The sequence below is a fragment of the Priestia megaterium NBRC 15308 = ATCC 14581 genome, assembly GCF_000832985.1.
Classification (GTDB): Bacteria; Bacillota; Bacilli; order Bacillales; family Bacillaceae_H; genus Priestia; species Priestia megaterium.
Genome location: NZ_CP009920.1, coordinates 1,837,690 through 1,858,884, shown reverse-complemented (window position 1 = coordinate 1,858,884; position 21,195 = coordinate 1,837,690). Strand labels below are relative to the sequence as shown.

Here is a 21,195-nt window from a genome sequence, read left to right as displayed (position 1 = left end):
GTAAAGGAGTGAAAAGAATGAGAGAAAAGCGAACTCCTATCCCTGTCGGAGAATGCGTTGGACGAGTGATGCAGTATGCAAAAAACAGAAAGCAAGAAATCATTGCGCTTGAAGAAGCTCACGGCAGATTTTTAGCTGAAGATTTAATAGCAGATCATGATATTCCTGCTTTTGATCGTTCTCCATATGATGGTTTTGCCGTTCGGTCGCAAGATACGAAAGAAGCATCATCACTTCATCCAGTAGAACTGGCTGTTCGAGGAGAAATAGGAGCGGGTTCTGTTTTTGAACATACAGTCAGCGCGATGCAGGCTGTGCGTATTATGACAGGAGCTCCTATTCCTAAAGGCTGCGATGCGGTTGCGATGCTTGAAGTAACAAAAGAATATACGAAAGACAATCAGCCGATCGTTCAAATCAAGCGTTCGTTTAACAGCGGAGATAACATTTCTTTTCAAGGAGAAGAAACAACAAAAGACACTGTGTTAGCTTCAAAAGGAACGTATATTACTCCCGGAGTAGCAGCTCTTTTAGCCACATTTGGCTATAGTAATGTAGCTGTCTTCAAAAAACCTGTAGTTGGATTACTTGCAACTGGAAGTGAACTAGTAGAAGTGAATGATCCTGTTGAACGGGGCAAAATTCGTAATAGCAATGCTCATATGCTGCGTGCGCAAATTGAAAAAGCTGGAGGCGAAGTGAACTATTTTGGTATTATGCCTGATGATTTAAGTCAGTGCTACAATGCGGTAAAAGCTGCACTATCAGAAGTGGACATGCTGATTACAACGGGCGGCGTTTCAGTAGGAGACTATGATTATCTACCAGATGTGTATAAACAATTACAAGCCGAAGTTCTTTTTAATAAAATAGCAATGAGACCAGGCAGTGTAACAACGGTTGCTCGTATGGAAGAAAAGCTTTTATTTGGCCTCTCGGGAAATCCTACAGCGTGCTATGTCGGTTTTGAACTTCTGGCTCGTCCGGTAATCAGTACATATGCGGGTAAAAGAACCCCTCATCTTCGGAAAGAAAAAGCTTTGTTAGGAAAGGACTTCTTAAAGCCAAATCCTTTTATGCGATTTGTATCTGGCAGGCTTTCATACAGGGAAGGACAGCTGATTGCTTCTCCATTAAGCTTTACAAAATCTAGTGCTGTTTCTTCTTTAGCTCATGCGGATACATTAATTATATTTCCTGGAGGGACGAGAGGATACAAAGAAGGAATGCTGGTTGACGTCTTATTGCTAGATGATATGCGGGGAAGTGAATGGCCTTGGTAGCTTGTTGTACCGTTTTACAAGTAGTTGGATTTCAAAACAGCGGAAAAACTACTTTAGTGGAAAAGCTCATTAAAAGAGCGAAACAATTCAATCTATGTGTAGGTTCTATTAAGCACCATGGACACGGCGGACCTCCAGATAGCAGCAGTGAGCTAAAAGACAGTCATCGCCACCAGCAAGCAGGTGCCGATGTGGCAGGTATAGAGGGAGGTGGAATCCTTCAGCTTACGGCAGATAGTAAAGACTGGACCCTAAAAAAGCTGATTGATTTTTATCAATTTTTCTCGCCAGATGTCATTTTTGTTGAAGGATATAAAAAAGAATCCTATCCAAAAGCAGTCTTGATTCGAAGTGAAGAAGATCTTGTTCTGCTTTCCTCTCTAACTAATATTATATGCGTGATCAGTCACGTTCCGCTTAAAAAAGAATTGCAGCGAGCATATCCAATATTTCACTTACAAGAAGACGAGCTTTATCTTAATTTTTTATTGAAAGAAGTGGGGGAAAGAAGATGAACCAGCACTTATTTGAAGTAGTAAATCAGCCAATTGCCGTAGATGAAATAATTAAAAAAGTTTCTAGAAGAGACGCGGGAGCTATTACGACATTTATTGGAACGGTAAGAGAATTTACAAAAGGCAAGAAGACGCTCTCTCTTGAATATCAAGCCTATGTGCCAATGGCCGTGAAAATGCTTAGCCAAATTGGTGACGAAATTCAGGAAAAGTGGCCCGATGCTTTGACAGCTATTACTCATCGAATCGGGAAGCTTGATATAACAGAAGTCGCAGTAGTTATTGCCGTTTCTTCTCCGCATCGCAAAACAGCTTATGAAGCAAACGAGTATGCTATTGAACGTATTAAGCAAATTGTGCCAATTTGGAAAAAGGAATTTTGGGAAGACGGAACAAAATGGATTGGAGATCAGTTAGAAACAAAAGAATATCCTGAAGGAAAGCCAATGAAGGAGATGTAAAAATGATTAACGTCTTATTTTTCGCTGCTATACGTGAAGAGGCTGGAGTGGAACAAGTAACAGTTGATAAGCAAGATATAACAGTGAAGGAATTAAAGGAATATGTGCAAAAAACGTATAAGCTGTCCTCTCTGAAGCAAACGATGACCGCAGTCAACGAAGAGTTTGTAACAGATGAAGAAACCATTGGAACGGGAGATACCGTCGCATTTATTCCGCCCGTTAGTGGAGGATAAAAAAAGGTGCTGAATATACAGCACCTTTTTTTATTATCTAAATTGAGCTACTTTTTCGATTGGTAAACGTACAGACGGGTAACCGCTATTTGCTGCTTTGCCGATTGAAAGTAACATAACCGGCGCATAGCGCTCTTTGTCTAAACCGAATGCTTCGGCAATTTGATCTTTTTCATAACCGCCAATAGCGTTTGTATCATAACCGTGAGCACGTGCAGCAAGCATTAACTGCATAGATACTAAACCGCTGTCAATTAATACTGTTTCTTTATTTAATTCTTCAGAAGCAGCTGCGTAGTGCGCTTTGATTTTAGGAATTTGCATATCTCTAATTTCTTGTGGCATATAGCCTAGTTCAACAGCTTTATCGTAAATTTCATCTAAATTTTCTTCACTTTTTAAATCGCCGAAAATCGCAATAACAGCTGCTGATGTTTCTACTTGTGATTGATTAAATTTAGCAAGCGGAGCTAATGTTGCCTTTCCTTCAGGGCTATCAATTACTAGAAAGCGCCAAGGCTGTGCATTAACAGAAGATGGAGCTAGCGTCGCTTCGGTTAAAATTTCTTTCATTTCTTCACGGCTGATTTTGACAGATGGGTCGTAATAACGAATAGATCTGCGCCCTGTAATAATATCTTGGAAATCATTGTTTAGTGTTTTTGTTTGCGTCATGATGAACTCTCCTTTATGTTAAAAATGTTATGACCGTTCAATGGCCGAAATGTTTACTTTTAAACGCTCAAGCATTTTGGAAAGCAGCAGCTGTTCTTCTTCGCTGAAATCTTTAAATGCTTCATCAATAAAGCGAGCTTTTTCGTTTCGAAATGCACCGATTTTTTCATGTCCGCTTTTCGTAAGCTTTACAAATGTTACGCGGTTGTCATCAGGGTTTTTACGGCGTGATACAACATCTCTTTCTTCGAGTTGCTTTAAATGCCTTGTAATTGCAGCATTGTCAATGTTTACTTGCTGTTGAAGCGCCTTTTGACTCATTTCACCTGTTTCATAAAGCTGATGTAAAATATCAAGACGTGATTGGCTAACACCGGTACAATGCTCAAACTTTTGATTAATTTGTTTATTAACTTCTTGCAGAGCATACAGAACATTTGCTTTTTCAGAACATGAATGTGACAAGAAAGTCGCTCCTTTTTCTATGATATTTATTGATGAATTAATATTTGATACATCAATGTTTGATACATCAAATAATATAAAATAAATAAAAGTGAAAGTCAAGAAAGTGAACGTTGTTTTTTAAAAATAATAAAGAAAGAGGCTGAGACGTAACGAAATGAATCTCATCCAAAGGCGAACAATCTGGATATATAATCTGGACTGCTTGCTCGGCCGCTGAGCCTCCTCGTCGCTTGCGCTCCTGCGGGTTTCATCTGTTCCACTGTTCCCGCAGGAGTCTTCGCCTTGCCCTCCAATCAACTGCTGGAAGGAACGAAACGGATAAAATCTACGTTCACCATAACAAAAAAAACGAACCGCTAATCAAACTGTTTGATTAGTGGTTCGTTTTTCATTTCAGCTAAACTATTTTTGCTTCAGCCTCTTTAAGCTGAATGATTTTTTTTGCTAATTTGTTCATGCGTATAGGGAGATAGAAACGGAATACGCTTGATAATCAAATCGTGAATCCAGAATAATCGCTGAATAAGAGGAGTTGTTTTAGCTGAAACGTATATAATAAAGCATCCGATAGCTCCCGCAATCACCATCCCTCCAAGTACATCTGCTGGATAGTGAACGCCTACGTAAATACGTGAAAGGCCCGAAATGACAGCCCATATAAAAATGATGCTTCTCCATTTGTTTTTTCGTAACCACATAATCCAAGCAGCAGAAAAGACTAAAATCGAATGATCACTCACAAAAGATGAATTAGCCGGGTGCGGAATCAGCTTATGAACGTGATGAGTCACAAACGGACGCGGGTGGTAATACACCAGGTGAATGACTTCGTTGATACATAGAGAAAGTACAATTGTAAACAACATGTATAAAGCTGTATAACGGTGATAAATTGTTCTTTCTGTTTTTCCGCTAAACCACAGCAAAAGCAAACAAGCCATTATAAAATAAGGAACGCTATTCGTGATGATAATCATTACAGAATCCATTGCGCTGGATTTACCAGCAAACGAGTTAATCCATTGAAATACTTCGTAATTGAGGTTCATTTGTTTTCTCCTTATGCAGTACTTTTCACTCTTAGTTTAGATTGACACTCTAAAAAAACGATGAATTTCACATTAAAAATCAATTAAAATCTGAAATTTAAGGGCATTTAATGATATAAAAAGGAGAGGAAGAAACTGCTTTTAGAATAGGAGATGAAACAGTTGAAAAAGGTTTTATTTTTACCTCTTCTAAAAATGCCTTCTGGCCATCATCAAGTGGCAGAGGCGTTAATGGATATATTGGAAAGAAGAACAACAAATATTTGTTATAAAAAAATAGATTTATTAAGCTATACAAACGAACTATTAGAAAAAGTGGTCACAGGCACATATTTGAAATGGATTCGTTATGCTCCAGAAACGTACAATATGGCATACAAACATCTCTTTTATGAACCGCCTGTTCATTCATTCAAATGGTATCATCACGTATTCGCAAAAAAAATGGAGCACTTAGTTAAAGAAGAAAATCCGGATTTAATTATATGCACACATGGGTTTCCTTCTTATTTGCTCAGTCAATTAAAAGCAAAAGGCAAGTGCGATGTACCTATTATAAATGTCTACACAGATTTCTTTATTAATAATTTATGGGGAAAAGAAGAGATTGATTTTCACTTTCTCCCTAGTGAAGAAGTAAAAAAAGGACTTCGTGCTCAAAGTGAAATTCCACTTCAAAATATGATGGTCACAGGAATACCGGTACATGAAGAAATAACAAAAACAAGAACATTTAAGCATCCTGGTAACCGAAATATTTTAATTGCTGGAGGCAGCAGCGGTTTAGGCAATATTATGGATTTCTACAATGATTTAAAAGATGCGAGCCATTTTCATTACTTTGTCTTATGCGGCAAAAATCAAAAGCTATATGAAGAAATCAAGGGATGGGAATTACAGCACGTTACACCGATTCCGTACATTTCATCACGCACAGAAATGAATGAACTGTATGAACAAGTGGATGCTATTGTAACAAAGCCAGGTGGTATCACGGTCAGTGAAGCTCTTCGCAAGAATTTACCGATTTTTGTTCATTCTGCTTTACCAGGTCAAGAAGAAGTGAATTTACGCTATTTAACAGAACGAAACTTAGTTCAAGAACTAAAGGCGGATCAATCGTTAGAAAGTCAGCTGCAGGCAGTGCTGCAGGATGCTGATAAAATGAGCACATTATATAACGCGATTGCTGCTTACCATAAAGAAATCGAAGCACAAACGCCTGAAGAACTTTTAGCAGTAGTCAATTGGATTTTAGGCGAAAAGCAAACGATTGGTCTTCATGCGTAAAACATTCATGTTTACAAACAATAAGGATAAGCTAAAAGACAAGTATGTTGAAAAAGTAGGGTTTAGATAAAAAAACAAACATCTTTTGAAAAAGATGTTGTTTTTTTATCTAAAGAAGCTATTCTTTCACTTAAGACATGTGGTGAGAGGTGTATAACATGAAAGAGAAAATTTTAATTGTGGAAGATGAAGCGCAAATTGCGAAAGTGTTAAAGATTGAATTGGAATTTGAAGATTATGAAGTAGATGTTGAGTACGACGGGAAAGCGGGGTTAGAGACGGCAACATCCGCTCAATATGACCTCATTTTGCTAGACGTGATGCTTCCAAGTCTGAGTGGTATTGAGGTGTTAAGAAGACTTCGGAAAGCGGAAGTATTTACGCCAGTTATTTTATTAACTGCCAGAAATACGACGCTGGATAAGGTAATGGGCTTAGACCAAGGGGCTAATGATTATGTTACAAAACCGTTTGAAATTGAAGAACTGTTAGCACGGGTTCGCTCTTGTATTCGCTATCGTTCGCTCGTAGAAGCATCAGGAACGAAAGAAGCTGAAGCGGAGCTCTTAACGATCAGTGATTTGACCATTAATCTTGAAACAAGGGAAGTCCTAAGAAACAATGAATCCATTACGTTGACACCGAAAGAGTATGATTTAGTCGTGTATTTGCTTACGAATAAAAATAAAATTGTCACGAGAGAAGGAATTCTCACAAACGTTTGGGGCTATGAATATGAAGGAGAAACGAACGTAATTGATGTGTATATTCGCCACTTAAGAAAAAAAGTAGATGAAGGTTTTTCTACTTCTCTCATTCATACGGTGCGGGGCGTAGGATATATGATGAAAGAGGAGAAACATGAAGATCACGACGAAGATTAATTTACTGACAACAGCATGGCTAGTGGTTATTTTATTAATCATGAACATCGTTGTTTTTTTCTCCTTTACTAAATCTACCGTGAATATGGAACAGGACATTTTATTCGAAAAAGCACGCGAGATTATTCAAAAAGGTCAGCAAGATCATTCCGTGGAGCTCTCGCCCGAGTTACTAAAATTTTATTTGACCAACCATTCATTTATCCGAACAGTCTCAGAAAATTCTACGGTCATTAACCAGGTATCAAATGACCCTCATCTGGTGAAAATTAAGCCCGAATTTTCAAAGAAAAAAAAGGTGAAACTTCGCAAAATCAGAGAAAAGCAAGTATTGGTTATTCGCATGCCTGTCAAAGTCAATAATCAAGTCGTTGAAACGCTTGAGATTGGTGAGCTCCTGACTGGTTTTGAAACCCGTAAAGATATTTTGCTATCAATTTTGATTTTTTGTTCGCTTGTGTCCATTTTACTGTCTCTTTTAGGAGGAAGATGGTTATCACGCGTCATTATGCATCCTATTAAAAATATGGTCACAACGATGAAAGAGATCGAAGAGAGCGGTGTTCCTAAAAAAGTCCTTATTCAAACCGAAACGAGAGATGAACTGCAGGGGATGACCGTTACCTTTAATCATATGATTGACCGCTTGCGAGAAAATATTGAAAAGCAAAATCAGTTTGTTTCCGATGCTTCTCATGAATTAAAAACCCCTCTAACCGTTATTCGCAGTTATTCTAATTTATTAAGAAGAAGAGGGATTAAAAATGAAGAAATTACGCTCGATGCGATCGACACTATCTATGCCGAAGCAACCAAAATGCAAAAAATGATTGAAACGCTGCTTGATCTGGCAAGTGTGGAAAAAGAACAAACGCTTGATCTGAAGCAAACAGATCTTGTTCTTATTTTTGAACAAATCGTTAAGCAGCTGCAGCAGGTATATAAAAGAGAATTAGTTCTTCATTATGATCAAACGCCCATTATGATTGAAGTGGATGAACTAAAAATGAAGCAAGTATTGATTATTTTGCTTGATAATGCAATTAAATACAGTACGGATAAAATTGAAGTGACCGTTGAAAAAAAGCAGGAAGATGTCATTATCAAAGTAAAAGACTATGGAATTGGCATTCCAAAAGAAGATCTTGCACATATTTTTGAACGTTTCTATCGAGTCGATAAAGCCAGAAGCAGAGCTACGGGAGGAACGGGGCTTGGACTGTCGATTGCACAAACTATTGTCCGTCAGCATAAAGGCGAGATTTTTATTAAAAGTGAAGAAGAAAAAGGAACTGAAGTTGTGATTCACCTTCCCGTTGAAAAATGAGGAGATTGGGGGAAAAGTGGTTTAGTGGAAGGAAGATCTGAACGATAAATCGTTCGGATCTTTTTATTTTTCTCAGACTAAAGTATGAAGGTATTTCATTATAAAGTCGTTCGAAACGCATGAAAAAAGCGAATAAAATAAGATTATCAACAATCAGTGGAGGTTTTAGTATGAGTTATACTCTTTTTATAAAAGCAAATGACAGATCGGCAAGTGAAGCGGTTAGCGTGAAATTATATGATGCATTTTTAGAAAGCTATCAACAATCGCATCAAGATGAAGAAATAATAGAGCTAAATTTGTTTCAAGAAGAACTTCCTTATTTAGGTGCCGACATGATAAACGGTCGGTTTAAATTAGCAAGAGGGCTAGAAGTGACGGCAGCGGAAAACAAAGCAGCAGAAACTGCTAATTATTACTTAGAACAATTTGTGAGAGCAGATAAAATTGTTATTGCCTTTCCGCTTTGGAATTTTACTGTGCCGGCCGTGCTTCATACGTACTTTGATTATTTAAATCAAGCAGGCAAAACGTTTAAGTATACGCCAGAAGGTCCGGTGGGATTACTAGGCGATAAAAAAGTGATGTTATTAAATGCACGAGGCGGAGTGTATTCAGAAGGTCCAGCAGCTGAGGTCGAAATGGCCGTTAAATATGTAGGCAGCGTACTTCAATTCTTTGGAATCACAGATGTGAACTCTGTTATTATTGAGGGACATAATCAGTTTCCAGATCGTGGGCAAGAAATTATTGAAAGTGGCCTAGAACAAGCAGCACAATCAGCCAAAACATTTTAAATCATATTCGTAAAAGAGGACGGGACAACAGTATTTTAGGTGAAGGTATATCCGAACGATGAATCGTTCGGATTTTTTGTTGTTATAGTAAGCGTAGGTTTCATGCATGTAGTAGCTTCTAGGTGTTGATTGGAGGGCAAGGCGTAGACTCCTGCGGGAAAATCGGAACAGGTGAGACCCCGTAGGAGCGCAAGTGAAGAGGAGGCTCGGCGACCGCCCACGGAAAGCAACAGTGGTGTCACAAGCGGTCATACTAGCGCCTTTATCCCATTTGTCCTTCTTTAGATTGAATTGATTTATTATGTCTCCATCTCTTCTTTATATTTTTGCTGTATATCTTAAAACTTAATAGGTAAAATGAATAAATAATATAAAAGATATTCGCTTTATCTATAGGAGGAGCAGAGATGGATATTCGTCAGCTTAATTATTTTTTAGAAGTTGCTAAATTAAGGAGCTTTACTAAAGCATCTCAAAGTCTCCATATTTCACAGCCGACCTTGAGCAAAATGGTGAAAAACTTAGAAGAAGAATTGGAAGTAGAATTAATTGATCGGTCCGCAAGACAGATTGATTTAACGGACGCCGGGGAAGTGGTGTATACGCAAGGACAAAAAGTCATGGCATCCATTGATGAGCTATCGACTTATTTATATGATGTGATGAATCTGAAGAAAGGGATGATTAAAATTGGAATTCCTCCATTGATTGGAGTTCTGTTCTTTCCAAAGATTATCAAAGGGTTTCAGCAGCTCTATCCAGATATTACGATTAAACTTATTGAATACGGAGCCAACCGTGTTCAAAAAGCAGTAGAAAAAGGAGAGTTAGACTTAGGTGTAGCGGTGCTTCCGGTAAATGAACATCTTTTTGATAGTAATCCTTTTATCTCTGAAAAAATGCTTTTATATGTTCACAATTCCCATCCTTTAGCCTCTAAAACTCATGTGGAAATTAATGAATTGGCCCAAGAGAAATTTATTTTATTTAATGAAGATTTTACGCTTCACGACCGGCTTATTCATGCATGTCAACAAGCAGGATTTGAACCTAACGTAGCTTACGAGAGCTCTCAATGGGATTTTATTGGTGAAATGATTGCCGAAAACTTAGGAGTATCTATCTTTCCACAGTCCATTGCGGCAAAAGTAGATTCCTCTATTGTAAAAGCAGTTCCTATTACTAACCCTTCAATTTCATGGGATTTAGGATTGATTTTAAAAAAAGATAAATATATTTCATATGCCTCTAAGCAATTTCTTCACTATATGAATGAACAGCATTCTGCTTTATATAGATAAAATGCATATGTTGTATTGAAGATATGTATTTTACGAAAGAGAGAATGTGCGTTAAAGTAGATAGTGTAGAAAACATACAAGAAAACAAACATTGATTCCGCGCGGTGTCAGTAAAAAATACGGAGGTTGATTTTACATGGCACAAGATAGTTATCAAAAAGGTTTAGATAAATTAATGGAATATACATTAACGAGTAACGATGATATTTCAACTCATTTAAAAATTACAGAAGACTTAAAAGACCTAGCTCCTGACGTTGGGAAATATATTATTGAATTTGCCTATGGAGACATTTATTCACGACCGGGTCTAACCAATAAGCAACGAGCATTAGTTACCATTTCATCATTGGTCACTCAGGGTACAGAGCCTCAGCTTGAGCTGCATTTAAATACAGGTTTAACAGCTGGACTAGAGCCGAAGGAGATTGTGGAGAGCATTATTCAGTTAATCCCATACACAGGCTTCCCTCGCGTGTTAAATGCTTTAAGCGTAGCCAAGAAAGTATTCGCTCAGCGTGACGTGGAAGTAGAGGCAGATGAAAAAGAGCTGGTAGAAAATAAATAATAAGCACAACAAAGACGCTCTAAAAGAGCGTCTTTGTTTATGCGAGCTGCTTTTGTTTGGTTTCTTTTCCTAGAAAAACAACCGAACCAACACCGATTAAAATAGCTCCACAAAAGATTGAGAACGTAACGGTTAAAGACGTACCTTGCGTTGACATATATCCAACTAACAGAGGCCCTAAAATTCCTCCAATTCGTCCAAAAGAAGCAGCCATTCCAGCTCCTGTGCCTCGGATAGATGTCGGATATTGCTCAGGTGTATACGCGTATAAAGCACCCCAAGCACCTAAGTTGAAGAAAGACAACAGCATACCTGCTGTTAGCAGCAGCCAAAGTGACTCGGCATTTCCAAAGATATATGCGCTAGCAGCCGTACCTAACAAATATGTGACCAATACGAATTTTCGGCCCATGCGTTCAATAAACCAAGCAGCCGTATAATAGCCAGGCAGTTGAGCTAATGTCATAATCAATACGTATTCAAAGCTTTTGATCAAGCTAAATCCTTTAATGACCATGACGCTAGGTAGCCATAAAAACATGCCGTAATATGAAAATACAACGCAAAACCACAGAACCCAGAGCATAATGGTAGATTGACGATAAGGCTTAGACCACACGCTTCTTACATTGTCCGCAATCGACGGTTTCTTTTCCTTTGTCGCCTCTACAAACTGAGGAGAATCGGGCAGTTTAATGCGCAAATAAATGGCATAAAACGCTGGAATAGCCGTTAGGATAAGCGCTAGCTGCCACCCGTAAGCTGGGATTACAAAATAAGAAATAAGCGCTGCCAGCAGCCAGCCGAAGGCCCAAAAACTTTCTAATAATACGACCACTTTACCGCGTTTTTCCGGCGCCACCGTCTCAGAAACAAGTGTAGAAGCAACCGGAAGCTCTCCTCCTAAACCCATTCCAATTAAAAATCGAAATACTAAAAAAGCAGCAAGGGTAGTAGTAAGAGCTGAAAGGCCGCTTGCCACTGAAAAAAGAACAAGAGTTACAATAAAAACGGTTTTTCGCCCAATTCGATCAGCCAGTAACCCAAACACCAAAGCTCCAACCGCCATTCCGATCGAGTTAACGCTGCCTATCCAACTCATTTCAGTAGGGGAAAGTCCCCATTCAGCGTGAAGAGCTGCAATGATAAAAGACAAAATGCCAACATCCATTGCATCGAAGAGCCAACCGAGCCCTGCGATGCCAAGCAGCTGACGTTCTGATAATTGTTTTGTTTTCATGTCTTCCTCCTAGAAGCAAAGAATTTTGCTTTAAGTTTACACCTGTCTTGACATAATGTCACGTCTATTTTAAAGAAAAAATTCAAACAGAAAAGCTCTATACCTAGTGGTATAGAGCTGGTTTTATTACCACATTTTACTGTAAAGCATTTTTTTAGACCATGTATAAGTCCTATGACCGCCGTCTATCGCAATGCAATGACCTGCTACATATGAGCTGTCATCGGATGCTAAAAATAATACCGCACCTTCTTTCGCGGAGCGTTCAGCGGTTGCTTTTCCTATGCCAGAGCTTGACCCTGTAATAACAGAAACTTTTGATTTTAGACGTTCCAATTGTATCCCTCCGCAAAAATAAGTGTAATAGGTATGTATGTTCATGTCCTCCTCTATTATTTTGATAAAACGTTGCCAGGTTATACATATGTGAATAAAAATAAAGAGACGCAGATAAGGCAAATCCATTGTATAATGAACAGCAGTATGTCAGAAAAAATGAGGTGTTTACATGAAAGCAATCATAAAAAGCTTTATTAATGGACTCTTAACGATTGTCCCTATTATCCTTGTTATTTATATTTTGGTAAGAGTGTTTAATTTTTTAGACAGCATTTTAGGAAACGTATTGAAGCCCTATATGAAGCAGGATTATATACCGGGGGTTGGGATCTTAGCGACTCTTCTTTTAATTACGTTCTTAGGATGGTTATCCACTCGTTTTTTTGCAGGGAAAATCATTAACTTAATTGACCGGTTGTTAGAAAGAATACCGCTTGTTAAAACGCTATATACCGTTATTAAAGATACGTTTCAATCTTTTCTTGGAGAGAAAAAGTCCTTTTCAAAAGTCGCTTTAGTGACGATGCCCGGCACGTCAATGAAAGTTATAGGGTTTGTGACCTCTGAAGAAGTAGAAGAGGTGATTCACTCGTTAAAAGACCACGTAGCCGTCTATGTTCCACAAACTTTTCAAGTAGCTGGTTTTACTTTTTTGATTCCAAAAGAAGAAATTGAATGGTTAGATATTAAGCCGGAAGAAGCCATGAAGTTCGTGTTATCTGGGGGAGTATCTAGTTCAAAAACAGAAAAATAACAGAAGGCTTGTTGAAGCCTTCTGTTATTTTTGTTGGAGTAAGGCTGTTAAAAGATTAAGCGGTTCTTCCAACGGTTTAAGTTCCGTTAAATTTCCAACCATGCCTTTTACAATAGCAGCGGTAGGCTTATCTTTTTTTAGCTCCGTTTGTAAAATGTGAAAGCTGTCTGCGTGCTCATCAGAAATATGATCGCTGGTGTCTAGCAGATGTTTAATTTCCTCAAGAACTTGTTTTACCTGCTCATTTTTACTTAGAAAAGTCGTTCGTTCCTTTCCGTATATATCTTCACCAAAAGAAGCGGGAATAAGGGGACGAGGTTTTCTAGCCAATAAATCTTCTACTAATACATCAACTCGGTCCATTATGTACTGTGCTACTTCTTTAAAGGTAAGCTCGTATTGATTGAAGATAATAATTTCTAAAAAGGAATGATGAATACCTTCAATCATTTTCGTTAAATCCGAGATATAAGGAGTTACGTCTTCTCCGTATACGCTAACGAGGCTTTTGCGATGAAAGTAAAACGTTTCTCGCTGCATTTTATGAACAAAGGTCTCCACTTCTTTGTTAAATGGAATAGATTTTTCACGAATTTGCATGATAATAAAATCTCTATGCTCCGTAATAAATTCATAGAAATAGATAAGCTGATTCATATAGCGGCTGCGGGCATCGTTTACTTCCTCGTCGAGAGCATAAACAGAGCTAAAGAGCTTTTCATAGTAAAAGTTTAGAATTGATAATAAAAGTGCATCCTTAGATTTGAAGTGCAGGTAAAATGCACCTTTTGAAATGTTGCATTCATCTACAATTTCTTGCACAGAGGTAGCATTAAATCCTTTTTTGGCAAAAAGCTTAATCGAAGCTTCAATTATTCTCTTTTCTTTTTCTTTCATGTATTCTACCTCCTTTATTGAACAATTTAGCCATTCATTTCGTTAGATAATAGTATCATACACTAAAAAAGATAAAGGTATATATCAAAGTTAAAACCGGGAGTCAGTTCCTTTAAAAAACGATTTATCGTAAATATGTCTTTATTATGAACATGTTAGGAGAGAGCCTGCTTAGGGTTGACACTGACCAGTTAGTCATTTATATTTTAAGTTGTTGTGACCGATCAGTCAATTTTATTAGTATACATATATTTGAAGGAGGATATGCATTGGGGAAGTTTATTAAATTTTCATTGAAAAATAAATTTGCAGTATGGCTGTTAACGCTCTTTGTCATTATTGCAGGGCTGTATTCAGGGTTTAATATGAAACTAGAGACCATTCCTGATATTTCAACGCCTGTTGTAACAGTCAGTGCAACTTATCCGGGAGCCACTCCGGAACAAGTGGCAGATAAGGTGAGTAAGCCGATTGAACAAAAGCTTCAGGGACTGAGCGGTGTTGACACAGTTAGCTCGTCTTCTTATGAAAATATGGCTACTATTCAAGTTGAATATAGCTTTAGTAAAAATATGGAGAAGGCAGAAGACGAAGTTAGGCGAGCTCTTTCAAACGTAGATCTGCCAGATGATGTAGAGGAACCAAATGTTTCAAGGCAAAGCATCAGTGATTTTCCGATTATTTCATTAAGTGTTTCAGATGATAAAAAATCATTAGAAGGCTTAACGAAGTATGTAAAAAATACCGTTGTTCCCCAAGTTGAAAAAGTGCAGGGAATTTCTTCGGTCAGCGTGTCAGGAGAACAAGTTGAAGAAGCAGAACTTGTATTCAAACAAGACAAGCTCAAGCAGCTGGGACTCGATGAAGATACGGTGAAAAAGCTGATCCAAGCATCCGATGCAAAAGTGCCGGCTGGTACGTATACGATGGATGGATCTCAAAAATCTGTTGTGGTAGACGGAAAGATGACAACAGAAAAAGATTTGGAAAACTTAGAGATCCCAGCTGTGCCTAGTCAAGGAGCTGCTCAAGGTCAGCAACAAGAAATGAGCCAGCAGCAGACACAAGGAGCCGTACAGCAGGTGCCGTCCGCAGCTTCGATTCCAACTGTGAAATTAAAAGAAATTGCGGATGTTAAAGTGATGGGGAAAGCAGAATCCATTTCTCGCACGAACGGAAAACCTTCAATTGCTGTACAAGTTGTCAAAGCGAAGGATGCGAACACAGTAAATGTTGTAAATGATATTAAAGAAAAAATGAATAGCCTAGAAAAGAAAAATAAAGACCTTCACGTTGACAATATTTTTGATCAAGGTAAACCGATTGAAGATTCTGTTCATACGATGCTAAATAAAGCTATTATCGGTGCGGTCTTTGCGGTTATTATTATTCTTTTATTTTTACGTGATATTCGTTCAACGATTATTGCCGTTATTTCAATTCCGCTTTCGCTATTAATCGCCATTTTGGCGCTCAAATCAATGGATATCTCTTTAAATATTATGACGCTTGGAGCGATGACTGTAGCCATCGGAAGGGTTGTAGATGATTCCATTGTCGTTATTGAAAATATTTACCGCCGCATGGCTTATCAGGAAGAAAAGCTTAAAGGAAAAGATTTAATTGTTGCGGCGACGAAAGAAATGTTTGTTCCAATTTTCTCTTCTACAGTCGTAACCGTGGCCGTATTCTTACCGTTAGGTCTCGTAGAAGGACCGGTAGGAGAGCTATTCTTACCGTTTGCGTTAACGGTTGTTTTTGCACTGTTAGCATCACTGCTAGTAGCGGTAACACTCGTGCCAATGCTTGCTCATTCGTTATTTAAAACAAATGTAAAAGTAAAAGAAGAAAAGCCAAGCAAACTAGCGCATGGATATAAGCGAATTTTGAACTGGACGCTAAACCATAAGCTTATTTCCTTTGGATTAGCCGTCCTACTGTTAGTAGGAAGTTTATTCTTAGTTCCTTCTATTGGCGTGAGCTTCTTGTCATCCGATCAAGAAAAAACGCTGACGCTTACGTATACACCGAAAGCAGGACAGTCTCAAAGCGACGTAGAAAAAGCAGCAAATCGTGCAGAAGCGTACTTGATGAAGCGAGATGGTGTCAAAACGGTTCAGTATTCGTTCGGTGAAGGCAACTCGTTTAATCCGGGAAGCAAAAATAACGTTTTAACATTTGTGCAATATGACGAGGATACACAAAACTTTGATAAAGAGCAGGATAAAGTATTAAAAGCTCTTAATAAACAAGCGAATCAAGGTGAATGGGGCTCAATGAATACAGCGTCTAGCGGCAGCAATAATTCATTAAACGTCCTTATTTACGGAGATAGCTTAGATGAAATCAAACCTTATGCTGATAAAGTTCAGCATGTTCTAGAAAAGCATAAAGAACTGAAAAATGTCGATTCTACGCTTTCAGATACGTTTGATGAATATACGCTAGTACCGAACCAAAAGAAAGCCGCTGAACTCGGCTTGTCTGCTAGTCAAATCGGCATGCAAATTTCGAACCTTGGACAGCGTGAAGTATTAACGACTATCCAAAAAGATGGAAACGAAATTAACGTATACCTTCCAAAAGAAAAAGAGGATTTCTCTACTTTTGCCGAACTTTCAAGCACAAAAGTGACCTCTCAAACTGGACAGGAAGTTACATTAAATGAAGTTGTCGATATTAAAAAAGGTAAAACATCGAATACGGTAACTCGCCGTGATAATAAAATTTATGCAGAGGTAAGTGCCGATATTAAGAGTGACGATGTAGGCGGCGTTTCTTCTAACGTCCAAAAAGAAGTGAAGAAAATTGATTTGCCAAGTGATATGGATATTAACTTTGGCGGAGCATCAGAGCAAATTAATGACTCATTTAGTCAATTAGGAATTGCTATGCTCGCAGCCATCGGTATCGTGTACTTCGTACTAGTACTGACATTTGGGGGAGGGCTAGCACCGTTTGCTATCTTATTCTCACTTCCATTTACACTTATTGGTGCACTAGTGGCGCTGTTAATCTCTGGAGAAACAATCAGCATTTCTTCGATGATTGGAGCTCTTATGCTGATTGGAATTGTGGTAACAAATGCAATTGTGCTGATTGACCGCGTGATTCATAAAGAGCAAGAGGGTCTGTCGACGCGTGAAGCGTTACTAGAGGCTGGAATGACACGTCTTCGCCCGATCTTAATGACAGCTATTGCAACGATTGGTGCACTGCTTCCATTAGCGTTTGGATTTGAAGGTGGAGGCCTTATTTCAAAAGGGCTAGGGGTTACGGTAATCGGAGGACTAACAAGTTCTACGCTGCTTACGCTCATTATCGTTCCAATTGTCTATGAGTTTTTTATGAAGTTTAAGCGCAAAAAAGTAAAAAAGTAGAAGCAAAACAAATTTCCGCTTTTGAGGTGAATAGCGATGAAGTCAATTGATAAACTAATGAAACAGCTGATTCAACAAGGAATTAAAGCAAAGAAAGTAACGATTGATAAATCAAAGCGCCAGCAGTGGATGTCCATGTCATTGCCTAAAACGGCATGGCAGCATTCAAAATAAAAAAGAGCTGACTTAGAGTCAGCTCTTTTTTTATTAACGATCTGTATCTTCAAATGATCCTTCTTGATAGGCGTCGCTTACTTGCTCATGTGTTTCTGCTAGGCCTTGTGAGAGTGCATCTTGTCGGTTATAATCTTCTGTTTCGAACTGACGGTCAGCCATTTCATTTGTATCAGGCTGCTTTTTAGGCTGTTTTTTTGAATTCATTTTCACCACTCCTATTTAATAAAGTGAGACCACGGTTAGTGTGCGATGAAAGGAAATACATTATACATGCAAAAAGAGCTTCGATTCGTCGAAGCTCTTTCTTTCATAGTATTATTGTTTTTTATCTAAGAAGATTTTTTCAATATCATCAAGTACGATATTAGCTGCTAACACACCGCCTGCTGTATTCCAAGTAGCATCATCTACTTTATGAACATGGTCTTCTTGAGCTACTTTTAACTTTTTGAAAAGCGGATCGTTTATCCATTCTTTTTCAAGCTTTGTTGCTTCGCCGTCTCCCGTTTCATAAGAGAAGTAGAATAGCTGATCGCCGTCCATTGCCGGAATGCGTTCTTTTGTTGCATTCATTTCAGCAAAATCATTTTTGTCTTGAGATTCAGGGCGAGCAAAGCCAAGCTGATCTAAAATAACGCCTGAGAACGAATCTTTATGATAGATACGAACGTCTCCAGCTGTAAAGCGTACAACTGAGATTTTTTGTTTTAACTGATCACCAAGACGTTTCTTTAAATCTGCTACGCGATTGTCATAGTCAGCTAATACTTCTTTACCTTTTTCCTCTTTATTCACAGCTTTTGCATATAGCTTAAAGTTTGATTTCCAGTCTCCGCGCAGCTCTTCAGAAAATACAGTCGGAGCAATTTGACTCAGCTGATCGTATACTTTTTCTTGGCGCATCTTATTTCCGATAATCAAGTCAGGTTTTAAAGCTGCGATTGCTTCTAAGCTTGGCTCGCTTTCTGTACCTACACTTTTAACGCCTTTCATCTGACCTTTAATATGGTCATACCACGGATTTCCTAACCATGATTGAACAGCACCCACAGGCTTTACACCCATTGCAAGAAGAGCTTCAGTACCTTCGTTTGTTAAAACGACTACTCGTTTAGGTGTTCCTTTAATCTCTGTTTTATCCATTGCGTGTTTTACTGTATAAGTTTCGCCAGAACCCTCAGTTTTTTCTTTTTTATTATCGTCAGCGCTGTTTGAATTACCGCAGGCTGCCAGCACAAGCAGTGTCATAATGGTAAGAATGGATAACAAATATGACAACTTGCCTTTAGAATATGTATTCACATCTCTTCCTCCTCTTAAGTGATAATGATTTTCATTAACAATTAAGATAATATTCTAACTTTTAAGCGGTGTCAATTAAAAATTGAAAATGATTCTCAAAATCATTGACACTTTTTTCAATGTTTCCTAAACTAAAGGTTAGATATATATAGGAATCATCTTAGAGGAGAGCAATGAAAATGATGCTACGCAGTGTTCAAATGAAAGTAATGGGGCTCATCATTGGAATCATGCTGCTTTTAATCTGTATTGGATTAAGTATCGTACTCGGATACACAGATACAAGTATCAAGACAGCATTTGAAGCTTTTCAAGCGTTTAACGGTTCGAATGAGCACATAGTTATTCAAAATATTCGATTGCCGCGCGCTATAATTGGTGCTGTGGTAGGTATTTGTTTAGGAATTGCAGGAGCAATGATGCAGGCGTTAACGAAAAACCCACTTGCTTCACCAGATATTATTGGTGTGAACGCTGGGGCCAGCTTTTTTATTGTTGTTGCAGTGATGATTTTTTCGGTCAATTCACTTCAAGCTTTTACATGGATTGCATTTGTAGGAGCGGCATTAACCGTAGTGGTTGTCTATTTTCTTGGGTCCATCGGAAAAGAAGGATTAACGCCTATTAAATTGACGCTCGCAGGAGCGGCTATTGCAGCCTTTTTCTCTTCTTTAACACAAGGGCTGCTGGCTGTCGATGAATCTTCACTTGATCAAGTTCTCTTTTGGCTGGCTGGGTCTGTTCAAGGGCGCAAGGTGGAAATGCTGTATGGCATACTGCCTTATGTAGTGCTAGCAATTATTGTCACGTTTTTTATTGCTTCAAAAATTAATATTTTAACGATTGGTGAAGATGTAGCTAAAGGATTAGGTCAAAGAACGGCTCTTGTGAAAATTATAAGCGGGATCATTATTGCCATTTTAGCTGGTGGAGCCGTTGCAGTAGCCGGTCCGATTAGCTTTGTTGGAATCATTGTTCCTCATGTTGTAAGAGCAATTGTAGGACAAGATTATCGCTGGGTATTTCCCTATAGTGCGGTTGCCGGCGGGATTTTAATTTTATTAGCTGATGTTGCGGCCAGGTATGTCATTATGCCTCAAGAAATCCCTGTTGGAGTCATGACTGCTGTTATTGGTACACCTTTCTTTATCTATATGGCAAGGAAAGGGGCCAAGGCGTCATGAAAACATACTTATCTCTTCGCTTAAAGCGGATTTCATTTTTAGTTAACATAAAAGCAGCTTTGATTATCACTGGTTTTTCAGCTGCACTTATTGCTCTTTTTTTATTAAGTGCAGGTACGGGTGACTTATTTATCAATCCCTTTCGTGTGATTAACATTTTAGCGGGTCATGGACTGGAGTTTGAACGGTTAGTTGTTACCTCCTTTAGACTTCCGCGCATTATCGTTGCCATTTGTGCCGGTATTTGTTTAGCCATTGCAGGTGCTATCTTGCAGGGGCTTGTGCGAAATCCGCTTGCTTCACCAGACTTGATTGGATTAACAGGGGGAGCGTCAGTCGGTGTAGTGTTATTTTTGACACTATTTAGTGATAAAAGCAACTCGTTAACCGTAAGTATTAATTGGATGCCTGTTAGCGCATTTTTAGGTGCATTGGCAGTGGCGCTTTTACTTTATGTGTTTGCCTGGAAAAATGGCGTCTCTCCTATTACACTAGTATTAATAGGAATTGGATTAACAGCGTTAACGAAAGCTATGACCACGCTGTTTATGATTATGGGTCCTATCTATCGCGCCAGCCAGGCAAATATTTGGATTACAGGAACGGTGTATGGCTCAAACTGGGCCAGTGTTTCCGTACTAGTTCCTGTTACAATAGGGCTGGTTATAATCACGATTTTAATGATTCGAAATTTAAATGTTCAAGAATTAGGTGAAGAAATTGCGACTAACGTTGGAAGTCGCGTTCAAAAAAATCGATTGGCACTATTACTGATGAGTACAGCTTTAACAGGAAGCGCCGTTGCATTTGCCGGCGGAATTAGCTTTGTAGGATTGCTTGCTCCACATATTGCCCGAAAGCTGGTAGGTTCTTCATTCGGAGCTTTAATACCGCTATCGGCACTAATCGGAGCGATTTTAATCACAGCAGCAGATTTAATTGGCCGAACATTTTTCTTGCCAATCGAAGTGCCAGCAGGTGTATTTACAGCTGCAATTGGCGCACCGTACTTCATTTATTTACTATACAAACAAAGAAACGTATAGCATTCTTTGTAGAAGGAGCGAT

The 21,195-nt window shown here is 38.6% G+C and carries 22 protein-coding genes and 1 pseudogene; 15 read left to right on the top strand and 8 right to left on the bottom strand.

Features of this window, described 5'->3' with window-relative positions:
- Nucleotides 1-17: 17 nt before the first annotated feature.
- The 4 genes from BG04_RS10200 to moaD are packed head-to-tail and all read left to right on the top strand — an operon-like array spanning nt 18 to nt 2,495.
- Nucleotides 18-1,283, top strand: coding sequence for a molybdopterin molybdotransferase MoeA (locus tag BG04_RS10200; RefSeq protein ID WP_034648436.1), 1,266 nt, complete (start codon nt 18-20; stop codon nt 1,281-1,283).
- The gene (gene mobB / locus BG04_RS10195; RefSeq protein WP_034648439.1) at nt 1,271-1,798 is read left to right on the top strand and encodes a molybdopterin-guanine dinucleotide biosynthesis protein B; all 528 of its coding nucleotides are present in this window, start codon (nt 1,271-1,273) and stop codon (nt 1,796-1,798) included. The genes BG04_RS10200 and mobB overlap by 13 nt, the downstream gene beginning before the upstream one ends.
- Nucleotides 1,795-2,259, top strand: coding sequence for a molybdenum cofactor biosynthesis protein MoaE (locus tag BG04_RS10190; protein WP_013059682.1), 465 nt, complete (start codon nt 1,795-1,797; stop codon nt 2,257-2,259). Before mobB ends, BG04_RS10190 begins: the two co-directional genes overlap by 4 nt.
- A gap of 2 nt (nt 2,260-2,261) precedes the next feature.
- A complete protein-coding gene (gene moaD, locus BG04_RS10185) occupies nt 2,262-2,495 on the top strand; it encodes a molybdopterin converting factor subunit 1 (RefSeq protein ID WP_013085372.1) in 234 nt (77 codons plus the stop codon).
- A 33-nt stretch (nt 2,496-2,528) separates the two neighbouring features.
- Here moaD and BG04_RS10180 read toward each other — a convergent pair whose 3' ends face one another.
- The 3 genes from BG04_RS10180 to BG04_RS10170 form a co-directional block, all read right to left on the bottom strand.
- Complete coding sequence (locus BG04_RS10180; protein ID WP_034648443.1) at nt 2,529-3,170, bottom strand: nitroreductase family protein; 642 nt, start codon at nt 3,168-3,170, stop codon at nt 2,529-2,531.
- Between the two features lie 27 nt (nt 3,171-3,197).
- Nucleotides 3,198-3,635 (bottom strand): MarR family winged helix-turn-helix transcriptional regulator, encoded by a 438-nt coding sequence (locus BG04_RS10175; protein ID WP_013085370.1) that lies wholly within the window; start codon nt 3,633-3,635, stop codon nt 3,198-3,200.
- Between the two features lie 425 nt (nt 3,636-4,060).
- The gene (locus BG04_RS10170) at nt 4,061-4,687 is read right to left on the bottom strand and encodes an undecaprenyl-diphosphatase (RefSeq protein ID WP_013085369.1); all 627 of its coding nucleotides are present in this window, start codon (nt 4,685-4,687) and stop codon (nt 4,061-4,063) included.
- A gap of 162 nt (nt 4,688-4,849) precedes the next feature.
- Here BG04_RS10170 and BG04_RS10165 point away from each other — a divergent pair, with 162 nt between their 5' ends.
- The 6 genes from BG04_RS10165 to BG04_RS10140 all read left to right on the top strand — a co-directional run bounded on the left by BG04_RS10165 (nt 4,850) and on the right by BG04_RS10140 (nt 10,854).
- A complete protein-coding gene (locus tag BG04_RS10165; RefSeq protein ID WP_034648446.1) occupies nt 4,850-5,977 on the top strand; it encodes an MGDG synthase family glycosyltransferase in 1,128 nt (375 codons plus the stop codon).
- Nucleotides 5,978-6,135: 158 nt separating this feature from the next.
- Nucleotides 6,136-6,861, top strand: a complete 726-nt coding sequence (locus BG04_RS10160) for a response regulator transcription factor (RefSeq protein ID WP_013059676.1) — start codon at nt 6,136-6,138, stop codon at nt 6,859-6,861.
- Nucleotides 6,839-8,188: a sensor histidine kinase gene (locus BG04_RS10155; RefSeq protein ID WP_034648448.1), complete on the top strand. Its 1,350-nt coding sequence runs from the start codon at nt 6,839-6,841 to the stop codon at nt 8,186-8,188. The genes BG04_RS10160 and BG04_RS10155 overlap by 23 nt, the downstream gene beginning before the upstream one ends.
- A 170-nt stretch (nt 8,189-8,358) precedes the next feature.
- Nucleotides 8,359-8,985, top strand: coding sequence for an FMN-dependent NADH-azoreductase (locus tag BG04_RS10150; RefSeq protein ID WP_034648450.1), 627 nt, complete (start codon nt 8,359-8,361; stop codon nt 8,983-8,985).
- A gap of 407 nt (nt 8,986-9,392) precedes the next feature.
- The gene (locus BG04_RS10145) at nt 9,393-10,286 is read left to right on the top strand and encodes a LysR family transcriptional regulator (protein WP_034648453.1); all 894 of its coding nucleotides are present in this window, start codon (nt 9,393-9,395) and stop codon (nt 10,284-10,286) included.
- Between the two features lie 136 nt (nt 10,287-10,422).
- On the top strand, nt 10,423-10,854 hold the full coding sequence (locus BG04_RS10140; protein WP_016765843.1) for a carboxymuconolactone decarboxylase family protein: 432 nt from the start codon (nt 10,423-10,425) through the stop codon (nt 10,852-10,854).
- A 37-nt stretch (nt 10,855-10,891) separates the two neighbouring features.
- Here BG04_RS10140 and BG04_RS10135 read toward each other — a convergent pair whose 3' ends face one another.
- Together BG04_RS10135 and BG04_RS31185 are read right to left on the bottom strand one after the other, a co-directional pair.
- A complete protein-coding gene (locus BG04_RS10135) occupies nt 10,892-12,094 on the bottom strand; it encodes an MFS transporter (protein ID WP_025752638.1) in 1,203 nt (400 codons plus the stop codon).
- Nucleotides 12,095-12,220: 126 nt separating this feature from the next.
- Nucleotides 12,221-12,334: pseudogene (locus BG04_RS31185) on the bottom strand (SDR family oxidoreductase); the annotation flags it as partial.
- A gap of 268 nt (nt 12,335-12,602) precedes the next feature.
- On the opposite strand from BG04_RS31185, the gene BG04_RS10125 reads away from it, so the two are divergent.
- Entirely contained in the window at nt 12,603-13,187 is a 585-nt protein-coding gene (locus tag BG04_RS10125; RefSeq protein WP_013085360.1) for a DUF502 domain-containing protein, read from the top strand.
- 24 nt (nt 13,188-13,211) lie between these two features.
- On the opposite strand, the gene BG04_RS10120 is transcribed toward BG04_RS10125, so the two are convergent.
- The gene (locus BG04_RS10120; protein ID WP_034648460.1) at nt 13,212-14,084 is read right to left on the bottom strand and encodes a TetR/AcrR family transcriptional regulator; all 873 of its coding nucleotides are present in this window, start codon (nt 14,082-14,084) and stop codon (nt 13,212-13,214) included.
- 269 nt (nt 14,085-14,353) lie between these two features.
- Here BG04_RS10120 and BG04_RS10115 point away from each other — a divergent pair, with 269 nt between their 5' ends.
- Nucleotides 14,354-17,464: an efflux RND transporter permease subunit gene (locus BG04_RS10115; RefSeq protein ID WP_034648463.1), complete on the top strand. Its 3,111-nt coding sequence runs from the start codon at nt 14,354-14,356 to the stop codon at nt 17,462-17,464.
- Between the two features lie 36 nt (nt 17,465-17,500).
- Nucleotides 17,501-17,638 (top strand): hypothetical protein, encoded by a 138-nt coding sequence (locus tag BG04_RS30950; protein ID WP_014457868.1) that lies wholly within the window; start codon nt 17,501-17,503, stop codon nt 17,636-17,638.
- Nucleotides 17,639-17,671: 33 nt separating this feature from the next.
- Here BG04_RS30950 and BG04_RS29660 read toward each other — a convergent pair whose 3' ends face one another.
- The gene (locus tag BG04_RS29660) at nt 17,672-17,845 is read right to left on the bottom strand and encodes a YozQ family protein (protein WP_013085357.1); all 174 of its coding nucleotides are present in this window, start codon (nt 17,843-17,845) and stop codon (nt 17,672-17,674) included.
- Nucleotides 17,846-17,956: 111 nt separating this feature from the next.
- On the bottom strand, nt 17,957-18,943 hold the full coding sequence (locus BG04_RS10110; RefSeq protein ID WP_034648466.1) for an ABC transporter substrate-binding protein: 987 nt from the start codon (nt 18,941-18,943) through the stop codon (nt 17,957-17,959).
- Between the two features lie 179 nt (nt 18,944-19,122).
- Here BG04_RS10110 and BG04_RS10105 point away from each other — a divergent pair, with 179 nt between their 5' ends.
- Nucleotides 19,123-20,127 (top strand): FecCD family ABC transporter permease, encoded by a 1,005-nt coding sequence (locus tag BG04_RS10105; protein WP_013085355.1) that lies wholly within the window; start codon nt 19,123-19,125, stop codon nt 20,125-20,127.
- On the top strand, nt 20,124-21,173 hold the full coding sequence (locus tag BG04_RS10100; RefSeq protein WP_029319259.1) for a FecCD family ABC transporter permease: 1,050 nt from the start codon (nt 20,124-20,126) through the stop codon (nt 21,171-21,173). Before BG04_RS10105 ends, BG04_RS10100 begins: the two co-directional genes overlap by 4 nt.
- Nucleotides 21,174-21,195 lie beyond the last annotated feature (22 nt).